General features: G+C 43.2%; 22 protein-coding genes and 1 pseudogene. 2 read left to right on the top strand and 21 right to left on the bottom strand.

All coding sequences use genetic code 11. The features are described from left to right. Positions 1 to 59: 59 nt before the first annotated feature. From ABCW45_RS12250 to ABCW45_RS12240, 3 genes are read right to left on the bottom strand one after another with little or no spacing between them, the layout of a single operon-like run. Positions 60 to 356: a DUF3847 domain-containing protein gene (locus ABCW45_RS12250; protein WP_002594808.1), complete on the bottom strand. Its 297-nt coding sequence runs from the start codon at positions 354 to 356 to the stop codon at positions 60 to 62. Then, on the bottom strand, positions 349 to 690 hold the full coding sequence (locus ABCW45_RS12245) for a DeoR family transcriptional regulator (protein ID WP_002594809.1): 342 nt from the start codon (positions 688 to 690) through the stop codon (positions 349 to 351). The genes ABCW45_RS12250 and ABCW45_RS12245 overlap by 8 nt, the downstream gene beginning before the upstream one ends. Beyond that, on the bottom strand, positions 687 to 875 hold the full coding sequence (locus ABCW45_RS12240; protein ID WP_002304353.1) for a hypothetical protein: 189 nt from the start codon (positions 873 to 875) through the stop codon (positions 687 to 689). Before ABCW45_RS12240 ends, ABCW45_RS12245 begins: the two co-directional genes overlap by 4 nt. Before the next feature lie 483 nt (positions 876 to 1,358). Here ABCW45_RS12240 and ABCW45_RS12235 point away from each other — a divergent pair, with 483 nt between their 5' ends. Next, positions 1,359 to 2,165, top strand: coding sequence for a helix-turn-helix domain-containing protein (locus tag ABCW45_RS12235; protein ID WP_303661845.1), 807 nt, complete (start codon positions 1,359 to 1,361; stop codon positions 2,163 to 2,165). A 116-nt stretch (positions 2,166 to 2,281) separates the two neighbouring features. Here the strand turns inward: ABCW45_RS12235 and ABCW45_RS12230 are convergent, their stop codons facing one another. From ABCW45_RS12230 to fic, 12 genes and pseudogenes are all read right to left on the bottom strand, one after another. Further along, on the bottom strand, positions 2,282 to 2,722 hold the full coding sequence (locus tag ABCW45_RS12230; RefSeq protein ID WP_117485159.1) for a hypothetical protein: 441 nt from the start codon (positions 2,720 to 2,722) through the stop codon (positions 2,282 to 2,284). A 273-nt stretch (positions 2,723 to 2,995) separates the two neighbouring features. Beyond that, a complete protein-coding gene (locus ABCW45_RS12225) occupies positions 2,996 to 3,373 on the bottom strand; it encodes a TnpV protein (protein WP_117485172.1) in 378 nt (125 codons plus the stop codon). Beyond that, positions 3,333 to 3,476, bottom strand: a pseudogene (locus tag ABCW45_RS12220) (helix-turn-helix domain-containing protein); the annotation flags it as partial. The gene ABCW45_RS12225 and the pseudogene ABCW45_RS12220, both read right to left, overlap by 41 nt. 271 nt (positions 3,477 to 3,747) lie before the next feature. Next, complete coding sequence (locus ABCW45_RS12215) at positions 3,748 to 5,127, bottom strand: hypothetical protein (protein ID WP_343220935.1); 1,380 nt, start codon at positions 5,125 to 5,127, stop codon at positions 3,748 to 3,750. Between the two features lie 360 nt (positions 5,128 to 5,487). Further along, positions 5,488 to 6,639, bottom strand: a complete 1,152-nt coding sequence (locus ABCW45_RS12210) for an IS91 family transposase (RefSeq protein WP_120040885.1) — start codon at positions 6,637 to 6,639, stop codon at positions 5,488 to 5,490. A gap of 126 nt (positions 6,640 to 6,765) precedes the next feature. Further along, complete coding sequence (locus tag ABCW45_RS12205; protein WP_343220934.1) at positions 6,766 to 7,101, bottom strand: DUF7674 family protein; 336 nt, start codon at positions 7,099 to 7,101, stop codon at positions 6,766 to 6,768. A gap of 247 nt (positions 7,102 to 7,348) precedes the next feature. Then, positions 7,349 to 8,245, bottom strand: coding sequence for a DUF7919 family protein (locus tag ABCW45_RS12200; RefSeq protein WP_117567012.1), 897 nt, complete (start codon positions 8,243 to 8,245; stop codon positions 7,349 to 7,351). A gap of 115 nt (positions 8,246 to 8,360) precedes the next feature. Beyond that, positions 8,361 to 8,825: a hypothetical protein gene (locus tag ABCW45_RS12195; RefSeq protein ID WP_117470055.1), complete on the bottom strand. Its 465-nt coding sequence runs from the start codon at positions 8,823 to 8,825 to the stop codon at positions 8,361 to 8,363. Positions 8,826 to 9,115: 290 nt separating this feature from the next. Continuing rightward, complete coding sequence (locus ABCW45_RS12190) at positions 9,116 to 9,307, bottom strand: hypothetical protein (protein ID WP_425518605.1); 192 nt, start codon at positions 9,305 to 9,307, stop codon at positions 9,116 to 9,118. A gap of 50 nt (positions 9,308 to 9,357) precedes the next feature. Beyond that, the gene (locus tag ABCW45_RS12185; RefSeq protein WP_117503412.1) at positions 9,358 to 10,404 is read right to left on the bottom strand and encodes a hypothetical protein; all 1,047 of its coding nucleotides are present in this window, start codon (positions 10,402 to 10,404) and stop codon (positions 9,358 to 9,360) included. Positions 10,405 to 10,533: 129 nt separating this feature from the next. Beyond that, entirely contained in the window at positions 10,534 to 11,424 is an 891-nt protein-coding gene (locus ABCW45_RS12180) for a Fic family protein (RefSeq protein ID WP_343220933.1), read from the bottom strand. A gap of 34 nt (positions 11,425 to 11,458) precedes the next feature. Then, positions 11,459 to 12,076 carry a protein adenylyltransferase Fic gene (gene fic / locus ABCW45_RS12175; RefSeq protein WP_343220932.1) on the bottom strand — a complete coding sequence of 206 codons (618 nt, stop codon included), beginning with the start codon at positions 12,074 to 12,076 and terminating at the stop codon, positions 11,459 to 11,461. A 315-nt stretch (positions 12,077 to 12,391) separates the two neighbouring features. On the opposite strand from fic, the gene ABCW45_RS12170 reads away from it, so the two are divergent. Continuing rightward, positions 12,392 to 13,456, top strand: coding sequence for a P1 family peptidase (locus tag ABCW45_RS12170; protein ID WP_343220931.1), 1,065 nt, complete (start codon positions 12,392 to 12,394; stop codon positions 13,454 to 13,456). Positions 13,457 to 13,578: 122 nt separating this feature from the next. Here ABCW45_RS12170 and ABCW45_RS12165 read toward each other — a convergent pair whose 3' ends face one another. From ABCW45_RS12165 to ABCW45_RS12140, 6 genes are all read right to left on the bottom strand, one after another. Beyond that, a complete protein-coding gene (locus ABCW45_RS12165) occupies positions 13,579 to 13,899 on the bottom strand; it encodes a nucleotide pyrophosphohydrolase (protein WP_343220930.1) in 321 nt (106 codons plus the stop codon). A 95-nt stretch (positions 13,900 to 13,994) separates the two neighbouring features. Then, a complete protein-coding gene (locus ABCW45_RS12160) occupies positions 13,995 to 14,336 on the bottom strand; it encodes an arsenate reductase family protein (protein ID WP_343220929.1) in 342 nt (113 codons plus the stop codon). Positions 14,337 to 14,379: 43 nt separating this feature from the next. Continuing rightward, a complete protein-coding gene (locus ABCW45_RS12155; protein ID WP_343220928.1) occupies positions 14,380 to 18,939 on the bottom strand; it encodes a hypothetical protein in 4,560 nt (1,519 codons plus the stop codon). Beyond that, on the bottom strand, positions 18,932 to 19,678 hold the full coding sequence (locus ABCW45_RS12150) for a DUF6063 family protein (RefSeq protein ID WP_343220927.1): 747 nt from the start codon (positions 19,676 to 19,678) through the stop codon (positions 18,932 to 18,934). The genes ABCW45_RS12155 and ABCW45_RS12150 overlap by 8 nt, the downstream gene beginning before the upstream one ends. Before the next feature lie 3 nt (positions 19,679 to 19,681). Continuing rightward, positions 19,682 to 21,295 (bottom strand): hypothetical protein, encoded by a 1,614-nt coding sequence (locus ABCW45_RS12145; protein ID WP_343220925.1) that lies wholly within the window; start codon positions 21,293 to 21,295, stop codon positions 19,682 to 19,684. Positions 21,296 to 21,298: 3 nt separating this feature from the next. Further along, a complete protein-coding gene (locus ABCW45_RS12140; protein ID WP_343220924.1) occupies positions 21,299 to 22,291 on the bottom strand; it encodes a Wadjet anti-phage system protein JetD domain-containing protein in 993 nt (330 codons plus the stop codon). Positions 22,292 to 22,446 lie beyond the last annotated feature (155 nt).

Here is a 22,446-nt window from a genome sequence, read left to right as displayed (position 1 = left end):
GCCTTCGGAGAACGCAATGCACCAACCTCTGGGTGGTGTATAATTGCGCCCTTAGTAAACTAAGGGGTTTCCGGCTTCTCCCGTTCCAGCAGTTTTTTCAATAGTTCCTGCGTGTCCTGTCTGTGAAAAATGAGTTTCAACAACAGCATGACATCATCGTCTGTCAGGCGTTCCGGTTCTTGCAGAAAACTTTCCAGCATACCGCCACGAGTGCAGAGCCGGTGCGTCCGTTCCTTTCGGGTAAGCTGCTTTAACTGGTGCTGCAACGCCTTTTCATCATTGATGGCTTTCCGCAGCTTCTTTTCGCTTTTTTCCAGCTCCCGGTTGAGCTTTTCCAGCTTTGAGGTATCAGGCAAGGGCAGCATCCTCCTTTCCCGGTATCAGCACATAAATCCTGTTTGGTTCTCCAACTCCCTGACGCACCCGCATGATAAGTCCGGCGGTTTCCAGTTCATTCAAAGAACGCTTGACCGTCATGGGGCTGCGGGACAGGACTGCGGCAATGGCTGTGACAGGGAAGCAGACAAACAGGATTCCGTTCTCGTCCTCCTGCCCATTGGAGAGCATAGCGTCCAACATCCGGCAGTACATGACCTTTGCGGTGCTGCTGACTGGAAACCCTGTCAACGCTCTTGGAAAAGCCATACAGGGCGGCAATGGTGTGTCTATCGTCATAAATTCAAAATTCATTCGGTGTGTTCCTCCTTTTTCTTTGCTCGTTTGGATAAATAACGGGGGCAGTCAATCACAACCGCCCGGAAGCTCTGCTTGCACCCATGCTGGCATTTCCGGCATAATTCGTTGTAAGTGACACGCCCCCGGTCATTGAGGTAAAAAGAAAGCTCATGCTTCCTCTTTTTGCTCATTCTCGGCATATTGCGCTTCCTCCCGTTTTCGTGTATGGTTTCGGGGCGATTTTCGGCAAAATTACAGTCATAGAACCGCCTAAAATCTACCGAAGTATCAGCGATAGGGTAGACTATCCCCCTATCAGATTGTCGTGTTTCGGTATCATTTCGGTGTCAGTTCGCCAGTTCTCCCCGGTGTCGTTCCTCCCCTGAATCTCACAGCGGCGTATCGCTCCCTTTGGTACGCTCGTTTTGGTCAGGGTTCCTCCATATCCCTGCCAAAAGTCATGGCACTACATCGCCGGGGAAGCATATCCCACACAGGCTGGTCATTCGATTGGAATAATCCATCGATGAACTACCTGTATCATAGAACATTTTTGTGCCCTGTGCCGTATGTCCACAAAGTAGGAATTAAGGATAAAAAGCGGAAATTTCCACGATTGCGGAAAGTGTGATATAATCCAGTTAAGCGACAGCAATGAAACCGTTGGAAAGGAGCGTGCGCCCATGAAAGGAGCAACAAGCATACAGGAACGCCTTTGGGAACTCCGCAAGGATAAAGGCTTAAATCTGGAAGAATTATCAAAGCTGACGGACATTTCAAAATCAGCTCTTGGAAGTTATGAAAAAGAGAATGTTAAGGAAATCAATCATGGCTATCTTGTCACGCTGGCAGACTTCTATGGGGTTTCCGTTGATTATCTGCTGTGCCGGACAGAGAACCGAGAGCAGATCAACACGCCACTAACAGAGCTGCATTTGAATGATGAGATGGTGGCACTTTTGAAAAGCGGTCGGATTAACAACCGCCTGCTCTGTGAGCTTGCCACACATAAAGATTTTATCAAGTTTCTTGCGGACATTGAGATTTATGTGGATGGGATTGCCACCATGCAGATTCAGAACCTCAACGCCCTTGTCGATACCGTCCGGCATGAAATCATTGAACGGTATCGCCCCGGCGAAGATGACCCCCATTTGAAAGTGTTGCAAGCCGCCCATATCAGCGATGATGAATATTTCAGCCACATGGTTCTGGATGACCTCAACCTGATTATCCGGGATATTCGGGAAGCTCACAAAAAGGACAGCGAGAGTGCACCCCAGACCACCGTTGCTGATGAACTGAAAGAAAATCTGGAAGCGGTCGAAAATTTCAAGGGCAGCCGGGATGAAAAGCTCGTTGTACTTTACTGCAAGCAGCTTGGTATCAACTATAAAAATCTGTCAGACGAAGAATTTCGCTGGCTCATTCGTATTCTCAAAAAGTCAAAGAAAATGGGAACGCCTATCAGCCAGAGGAAAAAACGATAAAGAAAAACCGCTGTTGCATGGTTTGTTGGCTTCCATGTAGCAGCGGTTTTTGCTGGGATTATTCAGTTGAATTTTTAGCACGACAAACTGGAATTTATCTTGCAATTAGAAACCATTTATCTTGTATATGGTTCAGTGTCTTTTCCATCATATACAAATGCTTTTATATCCGTATTTTCATCAACCTCAGCGTGAATACCTACCGTGTATTCTTTATTTGTAACATTCTGAAAAGAATAGCAACCGCCAGCAGGAATACTGTCAGATACAAGTTCCTGTTTTCCTTCACAGAGCAGATGTACAGTAATGTCAAAATCGTTTCTGTTCTGGACTGTCAACACGCCTGTATTAGACAAAATTTTTGCGTCAGAATATGTAATTACATAGGAATCAGGCGTTGACTTTTCCGCACAGACCACAGAACACTCCCACTGTGTCTTTGCTTTTGCTTTTCGATAGGCTTCCGAAGACTTATATGTTGAAAATATAATCATTGTACTTATAGCAAGAATGCCAATGATGACAAACGCTATTGTTACTTTTTTCTTCACAACCATCACCTCCACACACAAACTTGAATTGTCATCTATCTTTCTTTTGATACAGAACGCAATTAACAACAATACAAATTACCCACACAATAGCACTTGCAATATCAAGTACCGGGATAAGTGGACTGATTCTTTCTATTCCATAATTGAAATCAATCAAAATACGGATTATTGAAATGATTAAAGCTATTATAAACACAATAATTGCGCACAATCTAACTTTCCTGCTCATAGGCACCTCCACAACTTCCGATTTGTCATAATCATTCTATCATACCGTTATGAATAAATCATCTCTTGCAAAATAATTTCTTCTGCCCGGTTGTGAATGTTATTGCAACGCCGCACCCATTCCATTTGACAGGTACGCTTTAATTCCTCGGTCACGCCCTCGGCAGCTTTCATCTGCTCTATGATGGTGTCTATCCGTTCCTGTGCCTGTTCGTTCAGGTCTGCAAGATATGTCCATAGCTCTCCAGTCAATATCAATGTGTTCAATCTGGCTGGGTGGACTTCTCTCAAATATTCCCGGTGCATCCGTCCATACTTTCCGATGGGGCGGTGTTCTTCTGGCAGTTTCAAATCTGGGATGTAGTAATCTCCGACAAGGATATAATCAATTCCGTTTTCTGTTATTCTTGGTTTCAATTCGCTCATGTTCCTTACCTCCTGTGGATGCAGGCTCGTCTGGTACTAACTCAATCACATCGGTAATCTCACAATTCAGCGTTTCGCAGATACGGGCTAATGTGTCCATGCTGAACCACTATAGTTGATTCATCTTGTGAAGCTCTGCTACAAGCAATACCCGGTACTTAGTGGCGAAACGCCACTAACTGGTCAATGGTTGCACCCTTGACCAGCTAAGGCGCTTCGCCCTTAACCCGAGCGGTGTCTTTCTCCTGCCCCTTGCATAAGGCTCTGTCTTTACAATCCGACAAACTTGAAATTGTATGTTATTCAATCCAAAGCTTCATATAATCGCCCTCTTGATAGTTATATACTCGTTTGCCTGCTTCTTCTTTTTTCAATTACTTCAGTATCTGATAGCTCATCATAAAAAGAATAACCATCAGACCTAAAAATATCCTGACCAGTTTCTGATACATCGTTGTTGCCGGACTTATGAGTGGGTTCCAGGTTTCCTCTGTGCCAGGCATATTGTTTTTATTGCTCCAATTTTCTCCAGTTATCTTCTGGGCATAGAGACGGTTGGATGCATAAGAGAGCATTTCCTTGGCGGCTTCTGCCTCGTGTTCTGACAATTCAAGGGTTCTGCCATCTGCGAAAGAGAGCATTTTCCATTTGCCTGCTTTCTTTCCCGGGGAGGCCCATCCGCTGATGTCTGTGAGAAGCGGAAGATAGTAAACACCGGCGGCGTCCTGTTCGTCAATGATAAAATGATGAGTGACCGTGAACGATCTGTTGCTGGAAACTGGCTGCATGAGAAAATATTCCGTACAGAAAAGCTCTCTGATCTGCTTGCGCTGTCCCCATGCATCGAAGCAGGAAAGTGTCCGCATGACCGGACCAATGGCGATAAGAACAACAAACACTGCGCCTGTCAGCAGCAAAATGGCTGCGTATATCATAGTCGACGAGTGATCGCTGAAAGGCGATGCCACTTCCCGAAGCATCACTCCGCAAAGCGGAATCACCAACGCAGCTTCCAGCAGGGAGATACCACGAAAAATGGCATTCTGGCAAAACAGATAATAAAAGCTGACAAAGGTAACAGCATTCTGCCCACTATGGTAGCGAAGCGGAATTCGCATAAGCAAAAGTTCAGACAAAAGGCCGACAAGCAGCACCGCTTCCTTGCATACAAGGATATAAATTCCATACATCCATATATAGAGCCAGGTTCTGCGGGAGCCATAAAGGGCCAGTAAATCTCCCTCCTTCGCATTTTCCAGAACACTATTCAGGATATTTTCCCCGAAAAACAGGTGATAACCGATGCCCAATATCAGTATGATCCATGCAATATAATCAGGAATGCAGGACAGCACCCAGCGTTTGCGGCTGCCGTGTTCATGCCTCCTTTGTCGTAAGAGCCCGATTCCCCATAGAATCGGATAAAGAAATACAATAAGAAGCAGCGCAAGATTCGTTTGTGGCTGTATTGCCGTTATAAGCAGGCTCAGGCGTTTGGCCTGTGAAGCTATGCTCTGCAGATTCGGTACATGCGCAAAAATTGATTGCATCGACACGAAAATTACTGCAAAGACTCCTGGTATCGCCATCAGACTGAATGTTTCCGCTTTTGACTTGCGTTTCACCAGATTATATAGGTCGTTAAGATACAGACCTGCATTCAGATAAAGAAGTATCATTGTAAGCCAAAAGTCTGGTAAATAATCGGCATCCGCCGTATATAATTGAAAGAAATCCAAAAGCGCCTCTATCATTTTTCACTCTTCTCCCTATTGAGATTTATCCTGTTTATTCTTACGGAAACACCCTTGTTCATAGTCATTAAAAATGTCTCCTTTAATTCTTTAGGTTACAATCGATGATGGGGTAAACGAAAAAGCAGTTTTGACATTGCAGAGAACTGCCCCTTCGTTTACACCATTTTCGAGTTGACCTAATTGAACAAAGTGAGCGTCCGGGTAGCCGCAACCTATGGACTTTCAATTCTTTGTTCCTGTCCATGATTATATATGATTCTCGGTATGAAAGCTACAACATTTTATAAAAAACAGGCAAATGGGCATGACGATAAAACCTCAGAAACTGAGGCTTTTGAAAGTATTAGATGTTGCTCTTTAGCAGCGCAGTGGCATTCTCATCTGTGGCTTTCCGAGATGCCCACCACATGCTTTACACGCACAAACTTTGATGCCATAAAGATGTTCCAATATTTCAGGCATTTCCATGTCACGAAGCTTTGAAAGATACTTCTTACATCCAAGTAAATTTCTGCAAAGGGTGAGCTTCTGGTTTTTAGTACGGAAACATAGCAGTCCGTAGTGCCTGATGCGGACAAAACGCCTTGGTGGTACATGCATGAGAAACCGCCGGACAAACTCTACACCCGAAATGGTCAGTTCCTTCCACTGTCCCTCATTACGGTAATCCTTTACTAAGAATGTAACGGTATCATCATCCATACGGACGATGCGGTGATTGCTGACGGCAATGCGATGAGTATACTTACTAAGGTATTTCATTACTGTTTGAGCACCATTGAATGTCTTTTTACAATGAGGAATCCAGTCCATACCATAACAGGAATCTAAAAGCTCCTTGAACGTATAATGGTTACGAAATTTTTCTGCAGTACCATGAAATACCAGCTTATCCTCTTCCCACAGCCTCTTTAGTTCCTCCAGATATTTTCCGCGGAACACTTTGGAGATGACCCGGATGGGAAGAAAGAAATTTTCACCATTGTCCTTCCACTGGTTGTTGGAAGCCAGTCCTCCACCCAGCAGGATGGTATGAATGTGGGGATGAAAGTTCATTTCAGAACCCCATGTATGTAAAATGCAGATGTATCCCACCTTTGCGCCGAGACGTTTTGGGTCGGCAGTCAGTTCGCTGATTGTGGAAGAAGCTGCATGGTATAAGGCATCATAAAGAAGTCTCTGGTTGCTGTAAATGACAGGGTTTAAAATATCAGGAACCGTAAAAACCAGATGGAAATAAGGAGCATCAAGGACATCCTCTCTGCGTGCATCCATCCACATTTCTTTCGGAACAGCCTGACACATGGGGCAGCAACGGTTACGGAAGGAATTGTAATGAATCTGTACGAAGCCACAATCCTCACATACACATACATTTGCACCATAGGCACCGGTCTTGCAGTTCATGATGTTATGTGCAACCTTTGCCTGTACAGGGGAAGGTGAATATTGATCAAGGTATGCCGGATAAAAACGATGAAAAATATCCTGTACTGTGGGCTTATCCATTGGCTGTACCATCCTTTCTGTCAAAAGGACCACTATACTCGCCTTCCAGCAGTCCAAGATAAAAACGGTGATAATAATAGCTAGTGTCCGGCACTAACGGAAGTCCAAGCTGGGACGCCATTTTTTTTATAATCTTCCCAATTCGTTATCAACTTTCATTTGGAGCAATGCAGTTTTTTCCCCCATATATTGCTTAGCCACCTTTAGAATTGCCTTATCATTTCCTAAAATTTCTAACACAGTAACAGAAAAAATATTAATCAAATGTGAATCATTCTTATTTAATATTTCTTCAAAATAATTAAACATATTGCTTAATAATTCAGCATCTTCATTCTTAGCTAATAATGTTAAAAGCTCCGGCATAAAAATATCTTCTATTACAACTGTTTCTAATACTTCTCCATATTCTTCTACACTTTCAATGTATGCATTCTTCGTTGAGGGAAAAAATTCTTGCATTTTTCAAAAAACTCTCTTACATTTTTACTCACATTTATATTTTCCAATCAATTAAATAAACTTACGGCATTTTCTAAATCATCTATCAACGCTTCCACTACATCTAAATCATTAAGTCCTAATTGTTCTATTAGTTTAATCTCCATAGCAACCTATAAACATATCAAAAAATTATTATTCTCTTACGAACTTAAACCTGAAAAGCAACTATTATCAAATTTTTTGAATTTATGTTAACATCAATAGATCATACTAAATACTTCTTAACTATATTTATTATTTTTTCATTTTTCGTTCTTTCAGCAATATCTAAAACACTACAATTTCTTACATATTCGTTTGAATAAGCTACTATCAAATCCCTGTAATTTTTCATAAGTTCCTCTACAAGAAAGGCATTTGAAAAACGAATCGCACTAACTAAAGGATTATCGTTCATCTCTCTACTATTAATAACAATACCTTCATCTATTAATTTTTTTGCAATTATATTATTGTTCTTTTTTATTGCCGTCATAAGTTCCAAACCGTCAAAAGCATTAATATCTATACCATTTTCAATAAGCCAAAGTGCTTCCTTTTCTTTCCCTTCTGTGATTGCATAATTAAGTAACGAACCTTCAGGGACAACTATATTTATTAAATCGTTATTCAAAATATAATCTTTAAAGCCCTCCAAATCTCCTGCCAATTCCAATACCTTAGCTATTTTTTCAAAATTTTCTTCGTTTTCTCCCCAAAAGTTTTTTTCCGAATAATTCAAATAAAATTCCTGATATTCTTCAGAATCAAAAGTCGGTCCTGTTAAAACTGCATCGATAAATTCTATTGGCGGTATATATTTTCCACTTAATATATCATCTATAATAACATTAGGAGCTGCATATCTTATTTTCTTTTTTAAATCAATGATACGTATTTCTCCAAACCCTTTTACATACTTTTTTCCATCAATCTCTGTTTCACGACATACACCATTCAAGTCGCTATTTAATGGATTCTCACAATAAGAAGTCAACTTTTCTATGAATATTGAATCAAATGTCTCTTTACTTTCCACTGTACTATCAAAATTTGTATTCCACCCAATATTGTAAGCATTTTCAAAATGTTGATAACAATACTTTGTCATATCAGAATTCATTGTTCTCTATCCTCGTATACAAATCATATATTTATATAATTTGACATAAAATACAGCTAATGATGCTTGTTTATATCCTTCTAGTTTTAATCTTTTGCCAGAATGGCTAAATAAGCTAATTACCAGTTAATGTACTCTTAAAGTCTTCATACATTTTAAAAGTAATTTTCAAAATTTCTTCTAAATCCTCATATGTTCCTATGATAGGTTTTTTTATCCTGTAATTATTATCAATAAGTCTCCTTGAATATGTTCCCCAAGGAGCCCCAAGAAGCAATTCTCCATTTTCTCTGACTATCCAAACTAAATCTACCATTCCATATCTCAGAATAATATGAACTTCCAAAGTAATCTTTCCAATTTGTTCTTCCTTGATTTTATAAAATTTTTCTTTTACATCAAACACCGGAGAATAGCCTAAATCTTGAATTGTCTCCATGACCTCTTCACTATCAATATAAGCCAAACGATTACTTGAAGGTGTTCTTTTAGCATTAAATTTATTAGATAATTCTTCATATCGCTCAATAAAGCCAATTTTAATTAGAGCATTCTTAATCTTAGAATTTAATTCTATCATTGCACTTCCTTCGCAAATTTCAATTTGATTGAAATGTTTATCCCCTTAAACTTTCCAATTCACTTAATGAAAGTCCCTTAACTAAAACGCTATCTTTCTTTGAATCGAGAGCATATTTTTCAACATCATTTAACGCTGTAAAATAATCTGCATCTCCGATAATCGTATCTTTTGTTTATATAAACTATTACTGAAATCACAATATACCATTCTGTCTCCTTAAACCTCAAGGCTTATGTACTGTTCGTCATATAACTAACAAAAGAATCTATTCCCAAAGTGCATTTATTTTATCTGGCAATATATCCCTCAGGGACTTCTTCCGTTCTCGGCAGACTGTAAACCTCGTAATAAGTACGGTCTTTTTCTTTGACCTCACTGTAATAGTTGAGGCTGTACAGTTCTCCGTATCGGAAGCAGTTTTTGTGCTGTTCGGCTTTGGCTGTCTTAAGAATTGCCGCCAGTGTGTCGCAGAAGTCCACAGTACGGATTTTCTTTCGCTTAGTCGCTCCGATCTCCGTCTTAACTCTGTTTATTTATCTGTTTGCATGCAGGAAATTCCATATTTTTGAATCATCTTGAAAAGCATGGATAAAAATTCATCTTTTCCATGTGTCAGGAATTTGAAACTGATCTTGTAAGTACCTTCCCGTGTGTACAGCCGCAGCTTCATCCATTCCGCTTTTTCCGTTTTTTCCACTGCAGCCATTTCGATTCTTTGGATGTTTCTCCAGTAAAGTTCACGTTTTCTGTGCAGTGGGTATTTGATGGTCATTTTTTCCTGTGAATACCGGATATTTGTATTGAGCATCACGACCAGGAACACGATACTGATGACTCCGCAGACAGGTGCAAACCAAAGCGCAAACTTCTGGGAGAAATCACCCTGCAGAAACTGCTGTATGATGCTGTTCTCCGCTGCTGCGGGCACCAGACTTGCCATATAAATCAGGAGAATGCCGATGCCCATAGCTGCCAGAAGATAATACTCGGAGCCATAGCGCAGAATACATTTTTGCGATTCTTCGTACATATGGGAACGATAGTAGCTGGCAATCTTTTCTGGGCATGTTTTCTTGATCATATCGCAAAATACATCATAATTTACCATTCCGAGCCTTGCGGTAAGAACCTTGGTTCCATCCAGAAGATATAAGTTGACTGCATTGTCAAAGTTACCGTCTACTTTTCGGATTTCCTCCCACTGAAAGGTTCTGGACTTGCGAAAGGGCTTTTCAATCCGGACTTCCCTGCTGTTAAAATAAACGCAGTCCCGACCTGCCACATTCCCGCTGAAAATCAGAAGCATGCAGCTCAAGATTGAAGTTATGACGAGCAGGCTCCACATCAGCCGCGCTTCTGCAGGTGCGCCGTCTTTTATGTAAAGTACGAGGAAAAAGGCAACAAAAAGAAGTTGGAATACGCCTACTGCATAAGCGACATACCGTCGTCCTGGCGGCTGGCATAAGATTGCCATCCCTTTGGGGATACGCGCTATCTGCCGTCGGTTTCTTCCTGTGATCAGATAAATGATTTTTGTAGTCAATAGCAAAACCAGCGAAAAGATCAATTTCTCCATGCTTTTTATTCCATCCTTATCAATCTATATTTGGTATAGAACATGTACTTACTCCTGTCTTTAAAATGTATGTCATCTAATTATCTCAAAGTGCGAATTTGCCCTTTTACTTTACTCTTTGAACCACTTTTAATAAGCAATCCTAAAATAATCCAAATACTCCTTATACTTGTCCTGCGCAGTCAGGCAGGTATCTGTCAGATAGCCTTTTTCGTTGTCCCATTCCTTCAATCCACGATAATAGGACAGCTTCAAATTATCCTCAATGATAAACGGAACGATATTGTATTTCAGGCACTCCTTAAACATGATCAATCTGCCCACACGGCCATTGCCGTTCTGGAACGGATGGATCCGCTCAAACTTCACATGGAAGTCCAGAATATCCTCAAAGGACTTTTCTTCCTTGGCGTTATATTCCGTCAGCAAGGCCTTCATTTTATCGGCAGCTTCTTCCGGAAGTGCGGTTGCCACGCCGCCAACTTCATTCGGCATTGTTTTATAATCGCCTACAGCGAACCAATCTTTTCTGGAATCACTTGTACCACTTTTCAGAATCAAGTGAAGTTCCTTGATAAACTTCTCTGTCAGTGCTGCCTTTGCATGACCAATAATCATATCAATACAACGGAAGTGATTTGCTGTTTCAATCACATCGTCCACATTCAGCACTTCTTTTTCTACACCAATGGTATTGGTTTCAAAGATGTATCTGGTCTGATCATGGGTCAAACGGCTGCCCTCGATATGATTGGAGTTATATGTTAAATCAATCTGTGTCTTATGGTAAATGCCTCCGGAATACTTACTTACCTTCTGCTCCTGCAAAATATCCAGCAAGGTAATCGGCTGTTCTTTCTTTTTATTGGAACGCTCTGGCTTCTCTGCATTTTCGGGAATATTCCAAGTCTTGCCGTTAAGAAACACACCGTCTACTCGTCCTTGAGCGCAGTAATTTCGAACGCTTCGTTCCGACACATTCCATTTTTTCGCTATTTCATTAACTGAACGATATTGCATCCATATCCCTCCACTTTTCTAACGCTAAATCAAGTTAATCCTTTGTGTCCGTCAAATTTTCCATCTTAAACACATAATAACCTTCATAGTAATAACTGTGATCAATACTCTTCGTATAAATTTCTCGATCATTTGCATGATCCGTAAGTGCATTTTTCAAAAGAAACTTTATTTCGATATCTTTGATAAAACTTCGCTCCATGGCAAGCAGATAATCTTCTTTATCCACCTTGCTCCAGTCAACCACATAGCCGATTTCTTTTTTCAACATCAAGTCAAGCCATATTCTTGTACTTCTCCCATTTCCCTCTCGGAACGGATGAGCCACGTTCATTTCAACATATTTTTCGACAATTTCATCAAAAGTTGACTGTGGCATTTTGTCTATATTCTGTAACGCTGTTTCCAAATACATCAGCGGAGCAAATCTAAAATTTCCTTTTGAAATATTAACCTTTCGTAATTTACCGGCAAAATCATAAATCTCATCAAAAAGACATTGATGGATCATCGCAAGACTTTTATAAGTCCCTGGTTCTAATATCTCAAAAAAGCCACTTTCAAACATTTCAAGCGCTTTTTGCTTACTGATTCTTTCTTCCATTCTTGCTAATTCTGTAGAATCTGTAATACCTAATTTATTTTCAAGCATAGTTTCCCTCACATTCTTCATGCGATCACTTTTCCAGTCACAAATCTATTTTTATAAGTATACCATAATATCGGCAACAAATCCATTTTATTATGAATATTCAACTTTTATTTTGCCGTATTTAATAGTTCTTTCTTCCTATTAACATAAAAAATGGCAAAGTACTTATCGACAACATTTCACCGTTGGATGTTGGTAAATAAAATATCCTATAAATACGATTGGTGTAAAAATTCCCCTCATCCTGTTTTTATTTCTCACAAACTATGATACAATCATTAGAAATAGCCGACAAAATCCAAGGAGGAAATCAACGTGGAGAAAAAACGGATTCGGGACTTTGGAATCGTACCCGGAAGAGTGAAAACAGGAAAAAGAAATGCGATTACGGATGTACCTGGTGTACTGGTAGGACACTGTACTGTGAACACAGAAGAAAATCATACCGGTGTGACCGTGATCATCCCTGGACCGGACAATGCATTTGCAAATCACTATACGGCGGCAGCCTATGTCCACAATGGATTTGGAAAAAGTGCCGGTCTGGTACAGGTAGAAGAGCTTGGGACCCTTGAAACGCCGATCGCCCTTACAAATACGTTAAATGTCGGAAAGGTTTGGGATGCACTTGCCAGTATCGTGATCGAGCAGTGCCAGAACGATGGGCTGGAACCCATGAGCATCAATCCGGTCGTTGGCGAGTGCAATGACTGCCGGATCAACCAGATCCAGAAACGTGCAGTTGGTGAAAAAGAAGTGCGGCAGGCTTTTGCGGTCGCTGCCGAGGAGTTCGAAGAAGGGGATGTCGGCGCCGGTGCCGGTACCATCTGCTACGGCATGAAGGGCGGAATCGGATCTGCGTCCCGCGTGATCTGTATTGGTGAAAAGGAATACACCATCGGCGTTCTGGTTCAGTCAAACTTTGGTGCAACCGAAGACTTTGTGCTGAACGGAGAAGCTGTTGGTCCAAAAATTCTGGAATGGAAGCAGGAAAAGAATGATATGGCTGCATCCGAAGAAGACAAAGGTTCGATCATGAGCATTCTGGCTACCGATCTCCCATTGACAAGCCGTCAGCTCAAACGGATTCTGAAAAGAACAGGGGTCGGCATCGCACGAACCGGCGGTTATACGGGACATGGAAGCGGGGAAGTCATGATCGGCTTTACAACCGCAAATCGGATCCCGTCCGGTCGCGAGGAGGAACTGCTCCAGATATCAGCAATTCCGGAGCATGTGATCAACCGGGCTTTTCTTGCTGCGGCGGAAGCCGAACAGGAAGCGATCTTAAATTCCATGACGGCAGCAAAACAGACACGCGGAAGAGAGGGAGAGCTGTATTACAGTCTTGCAGAATATCTTAAGGACAGGGAAGCCTGAACCTCAAAATAGACTTGAAGCACCATTTCCGGCATTTCACCGGTTCTGGTGCTTCTTTCATTCTAAATGCCCAGCGATAACCTCTGTTCAGAATCAGTCCATTGGGCGATATCTACACTCTTTCACAAGCAATCATACTTCGCCGACTTCCCCTTCGCCTTCTCCACCGGATACTTCTTCTCATTCATTTCCATCTTCATATTCACGATTTCATCTGCGTCAAGTCCCAGCTTGTCCAAAAGGTTCTGGGAGTATACGATCACATCCGCCAGCTCCTCTTTTACATGCTGCAGGTCATACTCCTCATCGTTCCACTGGAAGCACTCCAGGAGTTCTGCTGCCTCGATGACGATGGATTTCGCAAGGTTCTCGGCAGAATGAAACTGCTCCCAGTCGCGGTCATCGGTGAATTTGCGGATTCTGTCTATGGTTTCCTGTTTCATAAAAATTTCCTCTTTTCCAGTAAATGATCTCATTTCAGTTGTGTTCTGAGCATGAGCAGATAAGCCACTCCCATCCTGCTCCTATCTGCCGCTTATTACTTCCATTCCTTCCACACCTCCGGCTGATACCCCAGTGTGGACTGTTTCCCGTTTCTTACAACCGGCGTCCTGATCACGGACGGACTTTCCAGAATCTTCTCTAACTTATCCTCATCCGCGATATACTTGATCAGTGCAAGCGTATCCTTATCTTTTCCATCCCAGTTGACCATATTTTCGATTCCGCCGTTGACCTCTGCAACTGAACGAAACTCGCCTTTGCTCATTCCCTTCTCTTTCATGTCAATAAACTGGTATTTGATACCGCGCTCTTTAAAGAACCGCTCTGCCTTCTTTGTATCATTGCACTTTTTCGTGCCAAAAATCTGTATGTTCAAAACATTCTTACTCCTTTTCTGTCCTGGAAATATGCCCTGGCTATTACTCCTCCATCATCTCAAACAAACTCATCTGCTCCATCTTAAACTCCGACAATACCATCCGTTTCGTCTCCTCACCCTTCATATGGGTCACATCCACCCTCTGTACCCCATTCCGGATACTGGATTCAACAAGCTTTAATACATAGATATTGTCAAACCGGTTGTATATGGAATCGCCGCCTAAGCCGGAAAGACAGATCAGCTGCGTGTTTGTCTTTTTTGCCATCTCGATCAGGGGTTTTAAGAGATGCTCCGCATTTGTCTGGGCAAACGGGTTGTCCATGATCAGGGTCTTTCCTTCCTCTCCGGAGGTAAAGAGATCCGTCTCATCGCGCCGCATATAGCTTAAAAGGCAGGTCAGAATCACGAAGGCGGACAGGAAGCCTTCGCCGCCGGAGTTGGCGGATACCTCGGACCAGGAGATCGGCACTTCGCGCTCCGCCTCGATCTTGTACAGCCGGATCTTCACGTTCTGGATCCCTGCAACATCGTCATACAGTTTTCTGGTGGTGATCACTCTTCCCAGAAACTCTGTCAGGTTTCCATTTTTTTCGATCGTCTCGATTCCAAGCTTCACGATATTTTCAAAATAGTCATGCAGCTTCAGCCGGAAATGCTCTCTCTCCGTCTCCCAGTCAGGCACCTGGATCCGCAGCATCTTCAGACTTCTTCCCCTCACAGAGATCGTAGAGTTCTTATCGATCATGCCGATATTCGCATTGATCTGCTCAACGTATTCCAGAAACATCATTTCCAGATTTTTCTGTTCGTCATCGATATGGGCGAGATCGATCTTCAGTTTTTCCAGCTGATTTTCGTACGCCTGCCGGTTCATTTCAAACTGCCTGAACAGATTCCGCGGGCTGGCTGTCTGGGAGAGCAGACTTTCGAAAGTCTTCTTAAAGTAATCATCCGCGTACGTTTTTCCGGACGCAATCTCACGGATTATCTCTGATACGTCACCCCTGCACCGGTCCAGTGCCTTGGAACTCTCCGTAATCTTCCTGCGGATCTCCTTCTGGTACCCTTTTATGACATCCATTTCCTCATTCCGCACATCCGGGATCCGCTCCTGAATGGACAAAAGAATTTTATTCTCTCCGGTTTCCGAATACGCGTCAGCCCCACTCTCTGGAATCAGACCACCTGACGCGATCGAACGCTCCACAGACATCCGTTCATCTGCGGAACTCAGGCCATCTCCAGAAATCAACTCTGCAGGAATCGGCTCATCCACATACTCCTCCACGCCTGCCGCCTGCGAAGCTATCTGTATATTTCTCTCCCGAAGCTGACTCAATTTTTTCTGATGTGCCGTAAGCTCATATTCCTTGAGATTCAGACGTTTTTCGAATTCCGTATCTGTGATCGTCTTTCTCTCTGCCGGCTGCTCATATCCGGTTTCCTTTTTCAGATTCCTCATATAGAGCGTGATCGTTGTTGTCAGCGCACCTTCTTTTCTTCCAAGAGCCGTATTTTCTTCATTCGCTTTGTTGAGTTCCCTCTCCGTCTGCTTTTTCTGCCGTTTCCATGCGTCATACTGTTCTTCCGGGCACACGAGACTCTGGTATTCTTTCTCCGGGATCTGACTGTCCTCATTTTTCTTTTTGAGCTCTGTCCTCTTCCCGCTGATTCTTCCGATCCAGTCCGTCTGTGACTTTCGAAGCTCTTCCACACTGTCCGATATCACCTTCGTCAGCGCATAGTATCTCGCTTCCAGCTCTTCCGAGGTCATCTGCGTCAAAGAAGACAGATCCCTGTTCTCCGCTGTTCTCGCGATCTCTTCAAATTCCGCCTGTTTCTTCTCCTCGCGGTCGATCTTCTCCGCAAATTCCTTCACCAGTGCCCTAAGTCCCATCTCCTGTTCCCGGAGTTCACCCAGACGCACGGAAAGCGCTGTCTGCTTCTCCGTAAGTTCACGATTCTCCTTTTTCAGACGTTCCAGACTTGTCCGGTCCGTCTCATACTGATCATATTTTTTGAGGAGGATCTCAAACTGTACGTCCATTCTCTTTAAGCCATCGATCTGTTCCTTTACCGTATCCGCAAGCGTTTCGATCTCTTTTTTCTCCTCTTCCAGCCTGCTCTGCTCCCGATAGATCTCTTCCAGACGTCCTTTTACGGCTGTCCTCTCATCCTTCAGACGATTGATCTCTTTTTCTGTCTGCTGACAGAGAGCCGTGCTGAACGTCTGATTTTCAACCACACTCCGGTAGCTTCTGTAGGTCTCAAGATCGGCGTCCTTGTCCTCCACCGCCTTTTTCAGATCTTCGATCTCCCGGCGGATCTTCCCCAGAATCTTTTCCAGCTCCTCCCGGTCAAGAAGATGTGTGTTGAACATGACATAAAAATGTACATTCCCATAAGCCGCAAATCTGGAATCTACATGTTCCTGCTCCTGTTCCAGCTCTTCCTTCACAATGATCGGAATCGGGAAGCTTGTATATAATTCCTCCCCGTTCTTTTGAAATCGCTCAAGGAACGACCGTTCCATCAGGATCGAGTAGGGAATAAACGGATTCTTCTTCACAAGTTCGGCATTTTCTTCGGCTGTCCTGCCATTTTTTGAGAGCCATTCCATTCCGTATACAAGGTCGATCCCGTTCTGCTCCATATAAGTCCTGATGTTTTCCGGAAGCTCCGTGATCTTTCCCTCTTTTAACTGTCTGAAATGTTTTTCCTGATCCCCCTTTTTCCGAATCAGTCTGCTTCTCGCGACATCTAATTCCCTGATCTTTCCGTCAAGCTGATCCAGGATCAGATCTCTTCTGTCAAGATGTTCTTCGTCCACATTGGCATATTTCATGATCCGCAGACGTTCCGTTTTTTGTCTTTCCAGATCTGCAAGTTTCTCAGAAACATGGTCGAACTTATGGGCAATGTCATTTAACGTCACAGTTCCGTCCGAAGCTTCCTGCGAAAGCTTTTTCCGGGTCTGTTCCTGTTCCATAAGTTTCCGGGCGTATTTCACCGACTTATTTTTCTTCTCCTGCAGTCCCGCATCGATCTCCTTCCGGAAAATCTCCAGCGCTCCATCTTCATAAAGCCCAAGGAGATTTCTCCTGAGGTCGGCGCCAAACTCCCTGTTAAAGGAGTCTTCCACCTCATCATAGCTCCTGACTCTGCTCTCTTTCGCTCCAATATCTCCGCTTAATTTCCGGATCTCCCGCTCCTTCTCGTCCCGCTCCCGTTGTGCATTTTCCCGGGCTCTTTCCGTTTCCGCAAGTGTTTCCTCCTCCGACTGTCTCTGATCCTTCAGCTTTTTGGCATTTTCCGAATACAGCGCATATAAGCGGCATCCGATCTTCTCGATCTCATCCTTCGATTCTTCCGTTTTCTGTAAAAGTACCTGAAGTTTCGCGTCCACCTCCGCCTTCTGGCGTTCAAAGTCCTTTAATTCCAGATAGATCTTATGAAGATCATACGTATCGATCTTTCGTAAGAGATGATTCTTCAGAGACGTGAGTCTTGTGATCTCGATCTCCTGCTGCGCTCTCTGTGAAAGGATCTCTGTTTTCTGGTCCTCACTGAGATAGATCTGGTAGGAGAGCTGTTCATAAACGATCTGTCTCTGCTCTCTCTCGATCTGTTCGAACTTCTCCTGACCGGCAGAGATCTCTGTCTGCAGCCGATCCAGTTCTTTCCGGAGCGATTTCGCATAGAGGATTATCTCTGTTCTTAGGTTCACAGCGTCCCGGTCTTTCTGCGCATAATCATCAATCATATTTTTCAGCGGTTTCGTGTCCTCAAAATACTGTTCAATGATCCCCTTGCGGCGGATCTTCGACTGATTGCTCCGGTACTGTTCAATAAACTGGAATGCCAGCTTCCGGAACTCGTCGATCTTATTCTTTTCCTGATTTAATTTATCCTCGATGGGACGCAGAAACCAGTTTTCCACCAGATCCTTTTCATCCTTTGCGTTCTGGAACAGCTCCGAAAGCCCGGACTCCTTCTGGTTTACCTTCCGGATAATGCTCTCCCATTCTTTATTGTTGATCTGATACTGGCGGAGTGTGGAAAAATACTGGCGTCTCCCGTACTGGCTCGCCATATCATACAGGCGGAAATTCCCCGGCTCACTCCTGCTGATCTCTTCCAGAAGATTTTTGCATTCTCCGAAGCCCTTCAGGATCTTTTTATTTCCGTCCTGTCGAATGATTGGAAGATTGTCAAGGTCATATTTACAGCCATTCGAATAGCTCCCGGTAAATGTGTACATTTCCAGCTCTTCCGTGTCATTATCTTCCTTCTGGTTTTTCCGCACCATCATCCCCGCCAGAAAACGATCGATTCCATTGTCAAGGATCCATTCCGTCATGAGGAACGTCGGACGGTTCGTCGTAAAATAACTCTTAAACGGCCGATCTCCGAAATCCCGGTATGTCCGGTTCACAAAAAGACTCACGATCATCTGCACCAGTACGCTTTTCCCACCGCCGTTGCGCAGGGAGATCAGCGTATTCTGACCACCGAGATCAAAGGTTTCGTCGTCGATCTTTATGGTATTATTATTGTAATTCAGGTTTAAAATCCGGATCCGCGATATCTTACTCATGTGTCTCCCCCAATGTCTCCATGATCCTTGCGTAATTTTCCTTGTTCAGGATCTTGTATTCCATAATGTTGTCGAGTTTTGCTGTGGTCTTGATCATCTCATCTTCCGGGATAAAGATAATCAGCTCCTGTCGGTCCAAAAAATTGCAGATAATGCTTACATATCCTTCCTTCGTATACTTTGACCGGCTGCCTGCCTCCACACTCTTTAACGATTCATAAGCTTCACTCATGCTCTTATAATCCAGAACCGTTTCGTACATCTCGGTGTAAAGATTCGTTCCATCCTGCTCTCTCTCCTGTTCAAGTGCAAGTCCCGCCTTCAACCGCTCCGACACGATATTCTGCAGCTCTCCGAGTTTCAGGAATTCTCTGGATTTGCTGGTGCTTCCCTGACCGTCATAGAATTCTGCAAGCAGCGTCAGGATCACAAACTGAGCCAGATAGTAGTCCCGGTCCGTGGCATTGGGCTTACACAATTCTTTTTTCAGATCTGCCTTCGTAAATCCAAGATATTTATTGTCGATATCCGGCATCAGATAGATCGTGGTTCCGTATCTCTCGATCTTACAATCCGCAATCTCCGCCTGATTTTTCACTAAATTCATGACCTCCTCGTGCTCCACATAGGCGCGGTACAGATCATTGACTCCCGCGTCCAGATCGCTTAACGCACCATGGCACAAAAGGTAGTAAAATATTTTCTGGCTGTATGTGATCATCTCTGCTTCGTATGCCATCTCTTATCTCTCCTCATAGCAAAATCCCACGTTGGAACATTTGAAATTTCTCCGGTTCCCGGCTTCGTCCATCACGTTTTTAAAATGTACATGTTTCCCGTCTTCCATTGGGAATATATGGATCTTCCCGATTTTCCGGTATCTCCGGTCTTCCAGAATAGCCAGAAGCATCTCATTCAGTACAAAGCCCTCTGAGGCATCCATGAGATAGTCGGTCTGTTCTTTCTGAATCGTCCCGATATCGATCGTTCCGGCTGTCAGGAACTCGATGATGACTTCCCTGAATATTTCCGCAGTTGGAAGCAGCCGTTCCCGTTCTTCCTCTTTACAGCTGATATTTAATGTTTCCAGTGTCATTTCCTTATGGATTACCAGCTGTTCCAGAATGACATTGACGCAGCCCTCATATTTTTTCGTCCGTTCCTGCCTGCGCTGCTCCTTTTCCCGGTTGTATTCTTCCTCATCAAAATCCAGTTCCATGGACTCGTCTTCCACATCTGATTTCTTTAGCTTTTTCTGATATTCCATCATTTTTTCAGGGTTGAAAATCTTATTGATCCGGCTGCTAAACAGGGGCGCAAATATTTTATCCGCGTTTTTCAGAAGTGACGCATCCTTCAAAATCTTGTCATAGACATCACTCCGGAACGGAAACCGCTGCACCAATGTCATATTGGAATAATTTTCCAGCTCCTCATCGTACAGTTTCTTCAGGTCAAAGTGCTGTCCCAGGATCCGCTGATGCTCGTCCAGCGTCTGCGTCAGGTACCGTCCGATCGTCCTGAGATTACCCAGATTCGTTTTTTCTTTTTCCGTGAATTCTTCCGCATTCATCTGCTTTTCTTCGAATTCTTCAATTTTTTCTTCAATAAAGTCACGGTGGAGCCGGAACTTTTCCCTAGTCTCCACCACGGTGCTGATATTGTCCTCCACCAATTTTCCATACTCTTCCACGGAATAGGATAAAGCGTTCCTCCGGACGGCTAACATTGCCTCCTCGATCTTCTGGCTCTGTTTGCGCAGCTGACCGAAAATATTTTTGATGTCATCGACAGCCCGGTTATAATCTGCCTTTTCCAAATGCATTTTAAAAAGCATTTCGTGAACAGAAAGCTTCATATTATTTTCCATTTCCATTGTTGCCAGCAGCATGTTATATCCCTCGTCCGTCAGATAATAGGAGGTTCTCCTGACTCCATTCTCCAGATACACGACCTTATTATCAATATAGCGGATATTGATGTCCTGATAGGTCCGTTTTTCATAATCAAAGGCCTTAAAATACATGGAAGAACCGCTGTTCCCAAGGATATCTTCCACCATAAACCTTGCAAATTCCTGACTTTTCTCAAAGTTTAATTTCCGCCCGTAATATCCGTAGCTGATGTCCTCCACAAATGATGCGATCTCGTCCATCGTGCAGTTTTCTTCCCGCAGAGAATACTCCATAATGAAAAGGAGCAATGTAAACAGCATATTCATCTGCTCATCCCGTGTCTCGATCCCATATTCTTTCCAGAGCTTTTTATCAAAGCTGTTGCTGCAAAGCACCGAATATCGGCCGACGCACTTCATTCTCTGATCAAAATTTTTCAAAAAATCTTTATCGATCATCATTTATCACCAATCATGTTCATTTAAAATTTCCTGTGGAATGTATTTTCCCATATCAAGCAGCTCCCGGATCTGATGCCTCCGCTCCGCATCAAATGCCGACAAAAAGCTGGTTCCGATGTTGGCGTTCTGCTTTTCCTTCATATCCGGTAGTATGGAAAACCCAAGCTGCCATGCCTTATCTAACATCTTTTCATACGCCTCTTTAAAAATATGGATTCCGCTCTCCCGGTACTGCTTCTGCTCGATCAAATGTTCAAAGATCAGAATGCCCTCAAAATCAAGATCACCGAAATAAAACAATGCATTCTTTCCCAGGAAGTATCGTTCCGCACCATTGACATAATCCTCAAAGGTCTTCCAGATTCCTTTTCCGGCTCCGTAGATCACTGTACCGAACTCCCTTCCCATGATCCTGTCATTTCCGGAATTCATATATCTCCGAATATCAAAAAAGGTGTCCTTATTTTCTATGATCAGAATATTCTGCGGTGTCTGCTTGGAACAGGAATAATAAGAAAGCGGCTCTGATGTTTCATAAAAAGCCAGCGTTTCCGGAGTGATCGCAACTCTCTTACAAAGCTCAAGACCGCCCTCTCTCTGGAAATACTTCTCCCTGTGGAAAATCTCAAAGCTGCGCTCATTCATTGTTTCCTGAACCAACAAAAGCTCCGAATGATCCTTTAGATAATCGCTCAAAAGCTGCAGCTTCTCTCTGTCCCTCTCGTAGCATTCCGGATGTTCTCGGTAATAGAACGTATTGATCCTGGGATGATACCGATATTTCAGTTCCTCATAAAGCTCCGTATAATCCGCTTCTTTTTCGTATTCCCAAAAGCATAGCGGCAATGCCGGCTTCCTCCCGTTATTCTTTGCACTTTTCATCGGAACAAGCTCTCCGTTCTCGATCCGCCGCATGACAACTTCATAAAACTTTGAATAATCTGCCTCCGAAAACTCTGCTGACAGCTCCTGTAAGTAGACCTTGTGTTTCTTCATCTCCCTGACTCCGCTCCTTTTTCCGCGCTCGCTTTATATGTATCTTAGCATCAGGAGCCGGAAATGCCAAGGTGATTTCGCGATTCTCTCTGATTCAGAAAAAATATTTCCAGCTGCAAAAAAGAACCAGAAGGATTCATTCTCCCTCTGGTTCT

This window comes from Pilosibacter fragilis (genome assembly GCF_032490495.1).
GTDB lineage: Bacteria > Bacillota > Clostridia > Lachnospirales > Lachnospiraceae > Pilosibacter > Pilosibacter fragilis.
The sequence above is the reverse complement of the archived record's forward strand: the minus strand, read 5'-3'. Positions and strand labels throughout refer to the sequence as shown.